This window comes from Pseudorhizobium halotolerans, assembly GCF_902153235.2.
Taxonomy (GTDB): Bacteria; Pseudomonadota; Alphaproteobacteria; order Rhizobiales; family Rhizobiaceae; genus Neorhizobium; species Neorhizobium flavum.
Window position 1 is genome coordinate 237,062 of sequence record NZ_CABFWE030000008.1, and the last position, 15,945, is coordinate 253,006.

The window sequence follows — 15,945 nt, forward strand, 5'->3', positions numbered from 1 at the left end:
TACGTCTTGAAGCAGTCAGACCGCAGACGGCCCCCTTGGAGCTGAGACCTTTGCGTTCTTTCCGCGGCCATGGTGGCCAAAGGAGAACGAAAATGGGTATTGCACAATATGATCCTGCCGCATTGGGCCGCCCGGCATGGAATGCCGGCCGACAAGTTGGTGTCAAGAAACCTCTGAAGCAGCGCCAGATTTGGGCGATCCGCTTCTTCCTTGACCGAGAGGGGCGAATGAGAGATCGCGCTCTGTTCGATCTTGCCATCGACAGCAAGCTCCGCGGCTGCGATCTCGTTAAGATCAAAATCGGCACTCTCGTCATGGGCTCGGAAATTCGAACTCGTTCGATGGTCGTTCAGCAGAAGACTAAACGTCCCGTCCAGTTTGAGATCACGACCGAGGTTCGAGCCAGCCTACTTGCCTGGCTTGAGCGGAGGGGAGGAACGGTCGATGACTATGCCTTTCCTAGTCGGGTCGACCACGCCGATCATCTAAGCACTCGGCAGTATGCTCGGCTGGTTGACGAGTGGGTGACAGCCATCGGTCTACGGCGCGAGGACTATGGGACACACTCGCTTCGACGTACGAAGGCGGCGATGATTTACAAGGCAACGGGCAATCTTCGTGCAATCCAGATCTTGCTCGGACACACCAAGATCGAAAACACGGTCAAGTACCTCGGAGTCGACATAGAGGATGCGCTGGAACTGGCGGAGCATACAGAGATATGAAAACATGCGGCCTCGCGCTACAGCGGGGCCGTGCCCTGTCGGGAGCCACTATGCGCCTTCATCTCAGTCATAGAATCCGCTTAGTGCGCATCCTGAAAGCAGACATGGTTGGGGCAGCATCACGTCCTCTCTGCGGCCTCCATTTCGGTCGATCCCGCAGGCAACCTCGCGCCGCCGTAACGGGCCATTGGCACTAGTTGTCAGAAATTGTGAAGCGGCGGGCCGAATGCAGATATTGGCGTCCTGACACTAGGCATTGAACCCGCCTTGTCGGTCGATGATGCGCAAGATCCGTTGCTGGGCGATCCATCAAGCGGTCCACGGGGCTCAGCATCTGCGCGTGTTGGGGCAACCGAGTCACGGTTGGCGCGCCTCTGTCGCCCCGCGCCCACAGAAGGGCGCGGGGCTTCTCACTTAGCGGGAGTTCGTAAGCCAGAAGTCTTGCCAGTCCTGCAACTTGGCAAAGTCATCCTGCGTCGTTTCGGAGTGATTGATGTAGAGGCGATCAAGATGGTTGGCGATTCCAGACGCCTCTCCTTCTGGCATTTTCGCGTCGACGTTCGTCGAGATCTTGCCGTCACCAAGCTGGGGTGCCATGCCTTCCTCGGTCATCATGAATCGGGCAAAAAGCTTGGCGGTACTGGGGCTTCTCGTACCGGCCGCGATCACGGCCACGCGCGGGGTGAGCTGCCCGATCCACGGCTTCATCTCCTTGCAGATGCCCATGCCATAGCCGTCCTTCTTGGCATCGCGGAAAATGGCGGCGCTGAGGAAGCCGATCGGTGGTTTTTCTTCCTTGGCACCGACGATGGGACCGACGTCGCTGTCGCTCTTGGTCACCTTCGGCTTGTTCTGAGCCAAACGCTTGACCCATTCCGCCGTCGCGCTCGCTTCGTCGGTCGTCAGCTCCTCGCCGAACTGCTCCTGATAGGCGGCGCGCATGGCGGCATCCTCATGGGTGGCGAGCTGGTTGAACCAGAACATCGTTTCATTGCGAAGCAGCGGATCGGGAATGGCGACACGGCCTTTCCATTCCTCCGTCGTGAGGGCCCAGAGATTGTCGACCGGGCAGGTGTCGCCATGAACATCCGTATTGTAGGCGAAGACCCATGGATTGTTGCTGGTGATCGCGGGGCTCTGGTATTCGGCGGGGATCTTGTCCTTCAGGTCTGGGGCAAGCCAGGACACGCCGAAGCCCTGCGGGAGGATCTGGCTGGTGACCGAGGGCAGGTTGCTCATGTTGAAGACGTCGGTCCGCACGTTGCCGGCAGCCGCTTCACGGGCGATGACCTGTTCCTGCTCCTGGCCACTCATCTTGACCCCGGTCGCCTGGAGGCCATACTTCTTGGAGAAGTTCTCAGCCATCGTCACGATCTTGCCCGTAGCATCGATGACGGTGATCGGACCTTCCTTCTTGGCCGCTTCGATAAGTGCCTCCAGCGAATATTCGCTGTCGGGGATGCCTATTTCCTTGGCATCTTGAGCCATGGCGCTTGCTGCGCCCATCGTTAGAATGGAAACCCCGGTGATGAGGCCGATCGTTGTCTTAGGCATGATTTCCTCCTTTGCCTTGATCGCGTACGCTCAGCTACTGAGCGATACGGTTCTTCTCCCGGTCGAACAGGTGCAGATTCTGCCTTTCAACCCAGAAATGAATACTGTCGCCCGTGCGTTTTGACGGGCTGTCGGTGGTGATCGCGAAGAACTGGACACCCTCAATGTCGAGCTCGACGATCCAGCTACCGCCGGTCGGGACGACGTCGACGATCGTTCCCTGACCAGCAGCACAGCGCTTTGCATCCTCGTCGTTGAGGCTGCTGAGCCGTACGGCCTCTGGCCGGATGCCCGCCGACGCTACGGGCGCGCCGGCAAGAGCGAAGTGAGCAAGCAACCCATCGAGCCAACGGCAAAGCGGCGCCGGTTCCGCGTCACTCCGTTCAATGATGTTGATTGGGAGACTTCCGACAAATTCTGCTACGAAGCGGTTTGCCGGACGTTCGTAGATGTCGTCGGGCGTTCCCACTTGCTGCAATGCGCCCTCGCTCATCACGGCGATCGTGGTTGCGAGCGTCATGGCCTCCCATTGGTCATGGGTGACGAACACGATGGTGGAGCCGGCTTCGGCATGAATGCGCTTGAGTTCGGATCGCATCTCCAGCCTGAGCTTGGCGTCAAGGTTGGAAAGCGGTTCGTCGAGCAGGATGACCGATGGATTGAGCGCCAGCATGCGCGCAAGCGCCACACGCTGCTGCTGTCCGCCTGATAGCTGTGCCGGATAACGGCTTGCATACTGCGCGATACCGAGTTTCGTCATGACTTGATCGACGACTGCGTTGCGCTCCGGAGCGGGTGTCTTGCGCAGAACAAGGCCGAAGGCGACGTTTTCGCGGATCGTCATGTGCGGCCAAAGTGCATAGTTCTGAAAGACCAGCCCCATGTTCCGCTTCTCCGGCACGGTGAAGATCCCTTCATCGACGGAGACGATGGGCTTGCCGTCCACTAGGATCCGACCTTCCGTGGGATGCTCGAGCCCAGCAATCATGCGTAGCGTCGTGGTCTTGCCGCATCCGGAGGGGCCCAGCAGGCACAGAAATTCGGCGGACCCGATCTCCATGTTGAGATTGCCGATGGCTGGCGGTGTATTTCGCCCATAGCTTTTGCGGATGTTTTCCAAGGTGATGCTGGACATTACTTGCTTCCCATGCCGTCTGAGAGGGAGGCCTTGCCGATCTTCTGCACCAGCATCGTGCCCGCGAAGGCAACGAGACAGAGCATCACGACGACGGCATTGGCAGCCTGACTGTAGCCGTAGTCGACAAGGCGGATTGCATAAGTTGTGAGGAGGTCGGTACCAGGGACAGCAAGGACGACGACAAGGCTGAGGCCCTTGATCCCCGAGATGAAGGGCAAGAGGATTGCTGACACAAGTGCGCCGCGCTGAATGGGCAGCACGATGGAACGCATGCGCCGGAACCACCCCGCGCCCACGATCTGACCAGCTTCCTCGGGCTCGCGGCCAAGCTGCATCATCGACGATATGCCGGCCCGCGAAGCAAAGGGCATCTGGTCGGCAAGGATGGCCAGGACGAGAATCGCATGCGTGCCGTACAGTGCCGGGAGGGGCGGACGGGCAACGGCGAACATCGAAAGATAGGCTGCCGCGAATGCGATGCCGGGGACCAAATAGGGCAGGAAGGTAATCTGCCGCAGCGCCACGGAGACCACCCGTATGGGGGAGCGCACCACGCCGTAGCCAACCAGGAGCCCGAGCAGACCTGCCCCAAGTGAGGCAAGGCCGACCATCCAGACCGTGTTCCACAGCGCCAGCCAGAACTCGCCGGTCAGGAGAATCCCCTGATGCAGAGCAGTTGTCCCGAGATCCGTGCCAATCCAGTAGTCGAGGGTGAAATTGCTGAGCTCGAACGAACCGGGCACACGCATGACCGTCGTCAGCGTCAGCGCCACGAGGGGGATAGCGGCACTGACCAGGAAGACTGTAAGGACCCAGAGCACCGCAGGCATCTGCCATTTCCCAAGCGGTGCCTCGCGTACCATGGCGCCCTTGGCGCCGATGGTCACGAAGCGCTTGGCTTCCTTCATGAGGCGCATGTCGATAATGACGGAAAGCGTGCCGAGGAGGACAATCACGCCCGCGATGACGGCCGATGCACCTGCCTGACTGGTCGAGATGGCGCGAAACAGGGATGTTGCCAGAACGTCAAAGCCGACGGGGACGCCCAGCACATAAGCCACTCCAAAGTCGCCAAGACATTTGGCGAAAATCAAGGTTGCTGCGGAAGCGAGCGAGGGCATCATCAAAGGCAGGATGATCCGGCGTGCCACGTCCCTCGGCCGTGCGCCGAGGCTGCGGGCCGAATCTTCCAACTGCGTGTCGAATTGCTTGAGTGCGTTGCCGAACAGCAGGATGACGAAGGGCGCGTAGTGCAGCGCCAGGATCAGCGCGATGGGAAAGGCACCATACGCGAGCCAGTCAGGCGGGGTGAAGCCGAGGGTCTCCATCCAACCGGGAACGCCGCCTGTTGTGCGGTTCTTGAACAGGGTGAGCCAAGCGAGTGCGAACGTCCATGACGGCAGCATGTATGGAAGCAGTAGCGCTGTCGAAAACCACTTCTTGCCCATAAGGTCGGTGCGGCTGAGCAGCCAGCCCAGCGGGCCGCCGACAAGGAAAGCTATCATGATCGCGGCGACCGATATGACGGCCGTGTGGGCAAGGGGCCACCAGAATAGGTCACGCGAAATCGGGGACATTAGTACGCGGTTCAGGTAGTAGAGCGTGAGCGCGCCAAGATCTTGTCCACTGCGTGCAATATCGGGGAAATGCACAGTCACCGCGTCTACCAGCAGCAGTAGGACAGGAGCGAGAATGAGGTACCCGAAGACTGCAAGCAGCAGCAGGGCAAGCAGGAGTGTCGGATCAGCGCTGTTGACGCGGACCTGGTAGGCATAGCGTCGCCAGGATGAGGCGGGGCGAGGATGCGACGGATCCTCCGGCAAAGCGGCTTGCAGCGTCATGGGCTCATTGTCGTAAGTCGGTGTGGAAAGGAGTGGCGTCCCGAGGCAGTATAGACCTCTGGATCAGTCAGGCAGGGCGCCTACTGCGGCGGTCACCTCCCTAACTGTCTGCCATTCCTTGTCATATCGGACTGGCAAAAACTGCTCGTCCCCATTGAAGGCGGCGCTCATCTGCGCGGGAAATCGGAAGGAAAAGAAGCAGGACTTGAGCTTGGTCGTCAGATCCGGATGGAGATCATGGGCATGGGCAAAGGCGGATGTGGGGAAAAGCGGGCTTTCGTAGAGGATCCGGATGGCGCTTGGGTCTATCGCTCCTCGTTCGACCAACCGTTCGACAACATCCGAGGCGACGGCTGCCATGTCGTAGTCCCCCGAGATGACGCCCATCACCGACTTATCATGGGCTCCTGACATGATCGGTCGATAGTCCACGTCGGGGACGAGACCCTGCGTAGGAAAGAGCGCGCGCGCGGCGACATTGCCGGAGTTCGAGCCCGGCGATACATGCGCGACGCGCTTGCCCTTCAGATCCTGCAGCGTCCGGTAAGGTTTGTCTGCGCGTACAATGGCGATCAGATGATAGCCGCGGACCTCGTCTTTCTGGCCTTTTGCCGCGAAGGGTACGGCACCGGCGGTGTTCACCGCTTCGACCGTTGGTCCAGTGGAAAAACCCGCAAAATGTAGCCGGCCGGCACGCATCGCGCCAATTTCGGCCGCAACCGACTGGACGGGATAGTACACGATCTGCCGATCCAGGCAGGAGGAGAGGTGCTGTGTGAAGGGGCGAAACAACTGGGCGTAGACTGCAGGGTCCTCGATGGGAGCGAACGCCCAAACCAAAGTGTCCGGGTTTCGCCATCTGGAAGGATCCGCCGGCAGATCTGCCACAAGATCACCATTGGCATCGCAATAGGCTTCGTTGAGATCTGCCCGCTGATGACATGGTGGTTCAGTGGCGGCGAATGCACCGACCGAAACTGTTGCGGCCAGCACTATCGAGGCCGCCAAGGCATGATAGCGTCTCATTTCTCCTCCCGAAGGGATAAACCGTCTCGCGTTCGGCAGAACCCTTGCTGTAGGATGAGACTATCTCCGGTATCCCTGTCAGAGTCCTGTCAGCCAAATGCGCATCTTGATAATCGAAGATTCGGTCGACATCGCCGAGGCCATTGAGGCGAAGCTCTCGCGAGCCGGCCACCACGTTACGCTTGCGCAGGATGGTGTGACGGGGGAGGAGCTTGCCCTTTCCGGTGCCTTCGATGTCGTTGTTCTTGATATCAACCTGCCGGGTCGAAGTGGTTTTGAGGTCATGGCCAATATGCGGTACGGCCAGTCGCCCACCCCAGTTCTTGTCATCACCGCTCGCAATCAGCTTGATGACAAAATCAGTCTCCTTGACCTTGGTGCAGATGACTACATCGTCAAGCCATTCGACCTTGGCGAACTGGAGGCGCGACTGAGAGCCGTCACCCGTCGGCATCAGGGGCTTTCGCAATCGGTGGTCAGAGTTGGACCTCTTGAAATTGATCTGACGGTCCGCGCTGCGCGCCTCGGTGGCGAACCTCTGGAGCTGGGTAAGCGCGAATTCGAGGTGCTGGAGGCACTGGCCGCGCACTCGGGGAATACCGTCAGCAAAGATCGGCTTTACCTGAAGCTCTTTGGACATGAAGACATTGGTACGCCGAATGCTCTGGAGCTGCTTGTTTCCAGGATACGCAAGAAGCTTGAGGGCAATGATGTCGAGATCGTCACGCATCGCGGTTCCGGTTACATGCTGCGGGCCCGGGTGGACGCGGTGAACTGATGGCGCGAGTGTCCATCGAACGGCGGCTTCTGATTACCACCGCCTGTCTATTTCTCGTGATAGGGACCGTGCTCGCATTGACGGTCGGTGCCTACGCTAGGCGTGCCGCCGACGAGGCTTTCGATCGCGTGTTGACCGCGTCCGTCTTGTCTATCGCCGATACCGTTAGCTTCGAAGATGGGGCCGTGACCGTTGACATTCCCTATTCAGCGTTCGCCATTCTCGGTACTTCGCGTCTCAACCGCGTCTTCTACAAGGTGACGGCGCCTGACGGCAGTTTGGTTACGGGCTCGCCTGTTCTTGGTCTGGACTTGCCGCTTGCGCAGGATCAGGCGTTGCAGCTTTATGATGCGGTCTATCGGGGTGATCCGGTGCGGGTTGCCGCCGTGCAGCGGTACCGTGCCGCCGACACGGCAGCGGGGACCGGTGGCTGGATCGGCATCATGGTTGCCGAGACCCGCGAGGCGCGACAGGAACTTGCGCGCCAGTTGACGATTAACGGCATGTTGCCAGCGGCCGCCATTGCTCTCATTTCCGGGGGGCTCATCCTCGCTGCCGTACGCTCGGCGTTTTCCCCATTGCGCCTCATCGAGGGTGATCTGCGAGCGCGTCGTCCCTCCGAACTCAGTCCTATCGATCGGGAAGTGCCGATCGAAATTTCCGCTCTTGTTTCCGCTCTCAACGAATTCATGGATCGGCTGGGTTCGGTTCTTGATGGCGTAAAACGGGTGACTGCCGACGCTGCACACCAGTTGCGAACGCCGTTGGCGGCGATACAGGCGCAGGCAGAGGTGGGTCTTGAAGAGGCTGAAGATCCGCGGGTGAAACGACGGCTTGTCCGGATCCATGAGAATGCGCGCAACGCGGGTCTATTGGCAAACATGCTGCTGTCCGATGCCACGACGATCCACCGCCTTGAAACGCAGGTACGCGAGATCCTCGATCTCTGTCGCACGACCGAGGATGCCTTGCAGATGCTGCGTGCCGAAAGCGCCTATGGCTCGCTCATGCGATCTGTAACGCTCGACATGGCCGACCGTCCGCTGATGGTAAAGGCGGAGCCTATTGCCTTGCGGGAAATGGTTCGCAACATTGTCGAGAATGCCTTCATCCACGCACCGGGAGACGTCTGCATACGGCTTTATGGAGGCGAGGGGGTTGTTGTCCTGCAAGTGATGGACCGGGGACCTGGAATACCCGATAATGCAAAAAATCTGGTATTCCAGCGCTTCGCTCGAACGGATATCCAGCGCCCCGGAACCGGTCTTGGACTTGCCATCGCTAAGGATGTGGCCGTCGCTTTCGACGGGTCAATCGCGATCACTGACCGCGACGGCGGGGGCGCGGTGATCGAGGTGAAGCTGCCAATGGCTGCAAGGGATGAAAACGTATGACCTTGTTGCGCGGCTGCGTTCTCTACCTCTTGCTGTTGGCTGTTGGGCCAGCCGTCGCGCAGGAGCGGCCGGTTAGGATCGCAGGCGTGGCTTCACAGGAGCGAATGGCGCCGCTGCTCCAATTGCTGGGGGCACAGTTGCCGCGGGCAACGCTGTCCTATGACTGGCTTTCTTCCGCTCAGATTGCAGCCGCAGCGAGGAGGAGCGAGGATGTGCCATTCGACCTCGCACTGTTGGCGTCGCCCGATATCGCCGTATCGGTTGCGAACGAAGGATATGCCTTCGAAGATGAAGCCGCAGGAGCCATGGCAATTGCGCAATGGCGCAATGAGGTCTTTGGAATCTGGTCGGATCCGGGGGTGATGGTCCTTCGGCGCGCTGCGTTTCCTGATCGGATGCCACAGACACGGATCGAGCTGGTGCGTGCCCTGGAGCAGGGGGGTGGCCGCTTCGACCGCCGTGTCGGCATCATCAACATTGGCATCGATGATGTCAGCTATCTGCTGGCATCGCAGGATTCCCTGCGCTCCACGTTGTACTGGCGGCTGATGCGTGCTTTTGGCGCCGCAAAAGCGCGCATCTATGACACGACCGATGATATTCTTGACGCGCTTCAAACAGGTGATTTGGACATTCTCTACAACGTGCCGCTATCCGCGTTGCTCGTTGCAGGCGACCCGCCCGAAGGCATGGAGATCGTAGTGCCACAGGACTACGTGCTCGCCGTGCCCTGGTCAGTCTTTGTACCGAAGGGAGCAGCAAACCCTCGCGGGGGGCGCAGCCTGCTTCATAGCCTTCTAGCGCCGCAAAACAAAATTGCCTTTTCGTCAGTTGGCTTTGAAGTCCCGGATGGCCTTCAGGGGCTTGAGAGCATCCAGAAAATCGAACTGGGGCCTGAGCTCCTCGTCTTCCGCGATATGATCAAGCGCAGCAAGTTCCTGGATGCCTGGTTTCAGGCTGTCGTGGACTAAGAAGCGACCGTGCGACTGCCCCTTCAGGTGCCAAAGGCAAGATGCTTCATATCCCGCTTCTCCGCTTGAACAGAATGACAGCGGGCGGTCCGTTCGGCCCCCTTGTTGAAATGATTTCCGCTTCGCGCCTTCATCTCGGTCATAGAGGCTGTCATCAAACTGCCCGGAAGCGGAAAATCACCCCGGCAGAGGCCTAAGCGAAGTACCAGTTAAAGATATCGCACTTCTTCTTTCGGAGAACGGCGTGCCGCGAGTCGATGAGTAAAGGTGGCGACCCGTATCATGAACGCGATCCGCTATGGTCTAAAGTGGAGGGATGATCCCGCATCTGCCCAAACACAAGCTAGCCGGCCTAGTACGTGATGCTCTCCCGAGACGGATTCTCCAGGTGACCAGTGAGACTTGACTCTGGCCGGCCGTTCACCTGCGGGCGAGCACCGGCCAGAGGGCTACCAGCTTGTCCCCTCGGACACAGTGATACTGGTCATACAATGTCACGGTCGGGTCATTGTGAGGCACAACACATTCGATGACCTCCCCGATGGATGGGCGTGCAGCATCGTGCAGGTGCAGGCGCCCATGCTCATCGCCGGCGTAGCTGTAGGTGGCGGCATCCAGCCCGGGGCTTGCCACTCGCGGAGCGGGGCCATTGAGCGCGAATGCTTTCGTTCCCGCGTCAGTCGTCACGGCGCCCGCGACGTTCGTGCTGATCACCGCCGTCTGGACAAACAGCGCGTTCTCGAAGGGCCAAGCCGTGCCACTTTGGTAGATCACCGTCTCATATTCGGCGTCCATGAAGATATACGAGCCGGCCTGGATTTCGGTGAAGGGGCCTTCCCTCGCGTCGATTGCGTGACTTCCGGTACCCCCGCCGGTGACGATGTCCGGCTTCATGTCGATTGCTGCCAGTGCCGAGATCACCGCGTCGATCTTGAGGTGCGCCTGCCTGCACAGCGCCAAGCGCTCGTCAGGATCGATGGTGTGCTGGATGTGCCCGCCATAGGCTTGGAGGCCCCGATACGCGAGGGACGGCAGCGTCTTGATCGTCTCACCCAACGAAACGGCGGCCTCCGGCGAGGCGACGCCTGTCCGTCCGAAACCCAGCTCCACGTCAATGATCACGTTCAACCTGATGCCGGCGGCAGCGGCCCTTGCCGCAAGCGCCTCAACATTGGCCGGATTGTCGACCACAACCATCGTATCGGGAGTTCTGCCGGCCAGCGCGATCAGCCGGTCGAGCTTGAGCGCGGTCGTCATCGGCGAGGTGATGAGAATGCCCGCTATTCCGGCTGCCGCCATGACCTCGGCCTCATCCAGCGTCGCACAGCAGCAGCCGACCGCACCGGCCGCGATCTGGGCTTTGGCGATCGTCGGCGACTTGTGGGACTTCGCATGTGGCCGTAGGTTCTTGCCGTGGGCTCGCATGATTTCCGCCATCGTCTCGACGTTCCGTTCGAAGGCATCAAGATCGAGAACAAGTGCGGGCGTGTTGAGCGCATACCGTGAGCCGGGTGCATCCAGGTTGTAGTGCGCGAAGGTTGGAACGGTCATGGCACGGCGTTTCCCTTAGCAGGTGAAGACGAGCGGCACTCAAGTCACCCTGCATGCCGCACCAGGCCTCAGCGACCGGCGCGTCGCATGAGCTTGCGATCCAGATGGCGGTACCACGCCATAACGCCCGGCATGAACCACGGCTTGCCGGTGTAGAATGGCACGGCCGAGGGCGGACGAAAGTCGAAGGCCGATGGCTCCACGTCTCTGTCGCCCATCAGTTTTCTTGCAGCCTGCGTTCCGATCCAGGGAGCCCAGACAACACCGGAGCCACAGAAGCCTGTGGCGTAGACGACGCCGTCCCGTTCGAAGATGCGCGGGATCATGTCGCGGTGCATGGCGACGTGGCCGAACCAGCTGTGGGTAAGGGTGACGTCCTTCAGTTCAGGGAAAATCTCGATGAGGTTGCGCTTGAGATGCAGGGTGGCCTCGATCGGCTCGCCGGATGTGGAGCCGTCGCGCCCGCCGAACAGGATGCGCTTGTTGTCCGGTGACGGGCGGTAGTAGAAGCCGAGGTTGCGGGTCTCGCTGCACATCATCAGCTTAGGCATCAATGTTGCCATAAGGCCTTCCGGCAGTTCCTCCGTCGCAATGATACGGCTGCGGATCGGCACCATGCGCCGGCGCAGCCAGCGGTCGGAATTGTCGGTGTAGCCATTGGTGCAGGCGAGGACCTGCCGTGCAAAGATCCGACCGGCCTCCGTAGTGACCTGGAAACCGCTGCCAGTTTTCTCGACCGCCGTCACGGCGGCGCCCGAACGAACCTCCACGCCAGCTTCGAGCGCGACACGCAGCAGTTCGGCATGGAATTTGGCGGGCTGCAGGCCGCCGATGTCCATGCGCACGGACCCGCCCCGATAGAAATCCGTCCCGAGATAATTGCGTTGCTCGGACTGCGGCACCGCATAGGCCTGGATGCCCAGCTTCTTCTCGAGTTTCTCCGCCGTGCGGGCGAGCTTGTCGTAGTCGTACGGGCCCAGCGCGCCGCTGAAACGGCCGGAGAGGCTGAAGTCGCAGGCGATGTTCTCCGTCGCCAGGAGGTGATAGAGGAATTCGCGCGCCTTTTTGCCCTCCGCCTCGATCGCCATCGCGCGGGGCTCTCCGAAGCGGCGAACCAGCGTTGCATGGTCGAGACGGATATTGCCGCTGGTGATGCCGCCGTTACGCGAGGAGGCACCCTCTCCGGGGTTCATCTTGTCGAGGCAGACGACCGAGCGGCCCGCACGGGAGAGATGCAATGCGGCGGTAAGGCCCGCGTAACCCGCGCCGATGATCGCGACATCGACGGTGGCCGGAAGCGATTCTTCCGGCAGCGGGCGAACCGGTGCTGCCTCCCACCAGAAGGGGGTGGTCTTGTGTGCCGGCGCTGGATTGTTCTCGGGCATGTCGGTCTCGATGCTCCCTTAGTGTCTTGAGCTTGTTAGAGATGACGGTCGAACTGCACCGCGCCGATGATCCAGAGGATCTCCGCAGTGGATTGCGAAACGTTCTTGAAACTGTGTGGCAGCGCGCTGTCGAAGACGAAACTGTCGCCGGTGCGCAGAGTGCTTGTCTGCTCACCGACCGTCAGCGTGAGCTCACCGGAAAGAACCAGGCCACCTTTTTCCGCCGGATAGCTCAAGGCCGTGTTGCCGGAGACGCCACCGGGCTCGACCCGCAGGATCATGATCTGCAAGTGATGATGGCCGCTCGCGGTCAGCAGCTCCTTTTTGAGCAGTCCGAGGTCGATCTGGGGGCGATCCTTCAGGCGGCGCACGAAGGGCGGATCTCCCTGTTCCGGCGCCTCGTCCGGCTGCTCGCCAAACATTTCCTGAATGGACACATTCAGTGCCCGTCGGATCGCGGTCAGCACGCGCATCGACGGATTGGCGAGATCCCGCTCAATCTGGCTGATCATGCCGACCGACACGCCCGAACTGTCCGCCAGCTGCTGAAGGGACATGCCCTTGGCGTTGCGCAACTGCCTGACGGTCGCCCCAATCAACGATTGTGTTCCCCTGGACATCCGTAACACCCCTCTAGCCACCCTGCAGGAAATTGAAATATCTCGAGTAGATTTTCAATATGTTTGTTCAGCAGTATGCGGATGAAAATCCGGAAAGAAAATAGTTTTGCAAGAATAAGTTCATGAAATCAGATATTTAATACAAATGATATCCTCGCAAAGATTTCCTGGTGCGAATGCCCTTCGGTCGGCCCTTGTCAAAATTTTCATTATAAGCCTATCATCGATGAAAATGAGAACAAGAAGGGTTGGAGTTCGGCCATGGCCAATCATGATCCTATAGCTGCGCCTGTGAGTGCGCTTACAGTTCGCAACCTGACGATCGACTTGCCGAAGGGCATGGAGCGAAAGCACGCAGTGAGCGGAATCTCCTTCGATCTGAAAGCCGGTCAAATCCTCTGCATCATTGGTGAATCCGGTTCCGGTAAATCGGTCACCGCCAATGCCGTCATGGGTCTGCTCCCAAGTGCCATTAGCATTTCTGCCGGCAGCATCCGATGTGGTGATGTCGAACTCACGGATGCATCGCCGCAGGCTCTCCGCGACATCCGCGGGCGCGTCGTCTCGATGATCTTCCAGGACCCGCTTTCGGCGCTCAATCCGCTGATGACGGTCGGCGACCAGATCGAAGAGGTGATGTTTGCGCATGGCGAGGGCACGCGGGACGAGCGGCGCGCAAGGTCGCTCGCATTGCTGGCGGAGGTGGGCCTGCCGGATCCAACGCTGATGTACCACCAGTATCCATTCCGGTTGTCGGGGGGGCAGCGGCAACGGGTGATGATTGCCATGGCGCTTGCCCTCGAGCCCGCCATTCTCATTGCCGACGAACCGACGACCGCTCTAGACGTCACCACCCAGGCACAGATCCTCGACCTCATCCGCGATATTCAGCGCCGCAAGGGCATGAGCGTGATGTTCATCACCCATGACTTCGGCGTCGTGGCCGAGATCGCCGACAGCGTCATCGTGATGGAGCAGGGGGTCATCGTGGAGCAGGGGAGTGCCGAGCAGGTGCTCCGCAACGCCCAGCATCCCTACACGAAGCGCCTGATCGCCGCCGTTCCGCATCTTTCCGATAATGATCGCACGCATGAAGAGGTGACGGGCAGCGCGCCGGTCATCGAGGTCGACGATCTTCGCAAGGAATACCGCAGCGGTAGCATCTTCTTCGGCAAGGAGCGGGTGGTGAAGGCAGTGCAGGGGGCCTCCTTCGCGCTCCAGCCCGGACGGACCCTCGGGATCGTCGGGGAAAGCGGCTCCGGCAAGTCCTCGCTCGGACGGCTTCTGGTGAAGCTCATGGACAGCGATGGCGGACGGATCCTCTTTGACGGCCAGGACATCGCACCGATGAAGGAAGCCCAGTTCCGCGCGCTCCGCCCCAAGATCCAGATGATTTTCCAGGATCCCTTTGCCTCGCTCAACCCGAGGTCGACGATCGGTCGCATTCTGACTGCCGGACCGGTCGCGCATGGCATGGCACCGGCGAAGGCGAGCCAGGAGGCAAGGGCGCTGCTCGAGCATGTCGGCCTCGACGGCGGTGCTTTCGACCGGTATCCGCACGAGTTCTCCGGCGGCCAGCGCCAGCGCATCGGGATTGCGCGCGCTCTGATGTTCAAGCCGAAGCTTCTCGTGGCCGACGAGGCTGTCTCTGCGCTCGACGTCTCGATCCAGGCGCAGATCCTGGAACTCCTCAACGACATCCAGCGCGAAACGGGTGTGGCGATGATTTTCATCACCCATGACCTGCGTGTCGCGAGCCAGATCTGCGACGAGATCCTCGTCATGCAGCGCGGGGTGATCGTGGAGCATGGCCCGCCCTCGCAGATATTCCGCAATCCGCAGTCCAGCTACACACGCGAGCTGGTTGCCGCGATTCCGGGAGAGAAGATCGCGGCCTAGCAACACCTCCACAATCGACGGTTCATAACTTCAACAAGCAGGGGAACATGCGCATGACCGATCAGAAACAGAAATTCGCCGCGACACGTCGCCAAGCCCTCAAGATGCTGGGCTTCACCACCGCCGCAGGCGTGTTCATGCCGAACCTTCTCGGCAGGCCGGCCTTCGGCGCAACGCCTCCCGAAACTCCGACCGGCCGCATCGTGGTCGGCTTCTCGCAGGAGCCCACGGTCTTCAACCCGCTGATGCCGCGCATCGAGGTGGATGACGGCGTTCACTTCTCGCTTTTCGACACGCTGTTCCGCATTGCTCCGGACGGCTCGTTCACGCCCGGCCTCGCCACGGAAGTTCCATCCATCGAGAATGGCGGTATTTCCGAGGACGGCCTGGAATGGCGCGTCAAGCTGCGCAACGACGTCAAATGGCATGACGGCGAAGCCTTCACCGCCGAGGACGTGAAGTATACGCTGGAGCTCATCGTCAACCCTAACTTCCGCAGCTGGCGGACCACGGGTCACACGCTCGTTCGCGACATCAAGGTTGTCTCTCCCACGGAGATCACCTGGAAAATGGAGAGCGCGTTTGCACCCTACCTCTCGTTCCTGGCCGACACCTTCATCGTGCCGGAGCATATTCTGGGCGCCGCGGAGGATCCCAATACCGCACCCTTCAACAATGCGCCGGTTGGCACCGGTCCGTTCAAGTGGGGCAGCCGCACCGCAGGTGACCATGTCGAGCTTGTCGCCAATACGGACTATTTTGGCGAAGGCCCCTATGTCGAGCGCCTGATCTACAAGTATATTCCCGATCTCACCGTGCTCTACACGCAGTTCAAGAGCGGCGACATCGACATCATCGGCTCGCAGTACATCACGCCGGACAACTACGAAGAGGCCAAGACCCTTCCGGGCAAGGTCATCACCACCGTTTCCACCGCAACGGTCGAATCCATCTACCTCAACATGGAGCGCCCGCAGTTTAAGGATCTTGCGGTTCGTCAGGCGATCTATGCCGCGATCGACAAGCAGACCATCATCGATGCGCTCTACTACGGCCTGCCGAC

General features: G+C 60.2%; 13 protein-coding genes. 6 read left to right on the top strand and 7 right to left on the bottom strand.

The features are described 5' to 3' along the window. Positions 1-92 precede the first annotated feature (92 nt). Entirely contained in the window at positions 93-725 is a 633-nt protein-coding gene (locus FN060_RS15315; protein ID WP_142588848.1) for a tyrosine-type recombinase/integrase, read from the top strand. A 414-nt stretch (positions 726-1,139) separates the two neighbouring features. On the opposite strand, the gene FN060_RS15320 is transcribed toward FN060_RS15315, so the two are convergent. The 4 genes from FN060_RS15320 to phnD all read right to left on the bottom strand — a co-directional run bounded on the left by FN060_RS15320 (position 1,140) and on the right by phnD (position 6,284). Continuing rightward, a complete protein-coding gene (locus FN060_RS15320) occupies positions 1,140-2,279 on the bottom strand; it encodes an ABC transporter substrate-binding protein (RefSeq protein WP_142588849.1) in 1,140 nt (379 codons plus the stop codon). 34 nt (positions 2,280-2,313) lie between these two features. Next, positions 2,314-3,414 (bottom strand): ABC transporter ATP-binding protein, encoded by a 1,101-nt coding sequence (locus FN060_RS15325; protein WP_142588850.1) that lies wholly within the window; start codon positions 3,412-3,414, stop codon positions 2,314-2,316. Continuing rightward, complete coding sequence (locus FN060_RS15330) at positions 3,414-5,258, bottom strand: ABC transporter permease (RefSeq protein WP_142588851.1); 1,845 nt, start codon at positions 5,256-5,258, stop codon at positions 3,414-3,416. The genes FN060_RS15325 and FN060_RS15330 overlap by 1 nt, the downstream gene beginning before the upstream one ends. A gap of 63 nt (positions 5,259-5,321) precedes the next feature. Beyond that, positions 5,322-6,284, bottom strand: coding sequence for a phosphate/phosphite/phosphonate ABC transporter substrate-binding protein (gene phnD / locus FN060_RS15335; protein WP_142588852.1), 963 nt, complete (start codon positions 6,282-6,284; stop codon positions 5,322-5,324). Between the two features lie 97 nt (positions 6,285-6,381). Here phnD and FN060_RS15340 point away from each other — a divergent pair, with 97 nt between their 5' ends. The 3 genes from FN060_RS15340 to FN060_RS15350 all read left to right on the top strand — a co-directional run bounded on the left by FN060_RS15340 (position 6,382) and on the right by FN060_RS15350 (position 9,427). Next, on the top strand, positions 6,382-7,062 hold the full coding sequence (locus tag FN060_RS15340) for a response regulator transcription factor (protein WP_142588853.1): 681 nt from the start codon (positions 6,382-6,384) through the stop codon (positions 7,060-7,062). Beyond that, complete coding sequence (locus FN060_RS15345) at positions 7,062-8,456, top strand: sensor histidine kinase (protein WP_142588854.1); 1,395 nt, start codon at positions 7,062-7,064, stop codon at positions 8,454-8,456. The genes FN060_RS15340 and FN060_RS15345 overlap by 1 nt, the downstream gene beginning before the upstream one ends. A gap of 104 nt (positions 8,457-8,560) precedes the next feature. After that, positions 8,561-9,427, top strand: a complete 867-nt coding sequence (locus tag FN060_RS15350) for an ABC transporter substrate-binding protein (protein WP_244665822.1) — start codon at positions 8,561-8,563, stop codon at positions 9,425-9,427. A 420-nt stretch (positions 9,428-9,847) separates the two neighbouring features. On the opposite strand, the gene FN060_RS15355 is transcribed toward FN060_RS15350, so the two are convergent. The 3 genes from FN060_RS15355 to FN060_RS15365 all read right to left on the bottom strand — a co-directional run bounded on the left by FN060_RS15355 (position 9,848) and on the right by FN060_RS15365 (position 12,983). Beyond that, positions 9,848-10,978, bottom strand: a complete 1,131-nt coding sequence (locus FN060_RS15355) for a DSD1 family PLP-dependent enzyme (protein WP_142588856.1) — start codon at positions 10,976-10,978, stop codon at positions 9,848-9,850. Positions 10,979-11,046: 68 nt separating this feature from the next. Further along, positions 11,047-12,363, bottom strand: coding sequence for an NAD(P)/FAD-dependent oxidoreductase (locus tag FN060_RS15360; RefSeq protein ID WP_142588857.1), 1,317 nt, complete (start codon positions 12,361-12,363; stop codon positions 11,047-11,049). Between the two features lie 35 nt (positions 12,364-12,398). Beyond that, on the bottom strand, positions 12,399-12,983 hold the full coding sequence (locus tag FN060_RS15365; protein WP_142523065.1) for a helix-turn-helix domain-containing protein: 585 nt from the start codon (positions 12,981-12,983) through the stop codon (positions 12,399-12,401). A 261-nt stretch (positions 12,984-13,244) separates the two neighbouring features. Between FN060_RS15365 and FN060_RS15370 the strand changes: the two genes are divergently transcribed. Then, positions 13,245-14,882: an ABC transporter ATP-binding protein gene (locus FN060_RS15370; RefSeq protein WP_142588858.1), complete on the top strand. Its 1,638-nt coding sequence runs from the start codon at positions 13,245-13,247 to the stop codon at positions 14,880-14,882. Positions 14,883-14,935: 53 nt separating this feature from the next. Next, a partial coding sequence (locus FN060_RS15375; RefSeq protein ID WP_142588859.1) for a peptide ABC transporter substrate-binding protein occupies positions 14,936-15,945 on the top strand: 1,010 nt, incomplete at its 3' end.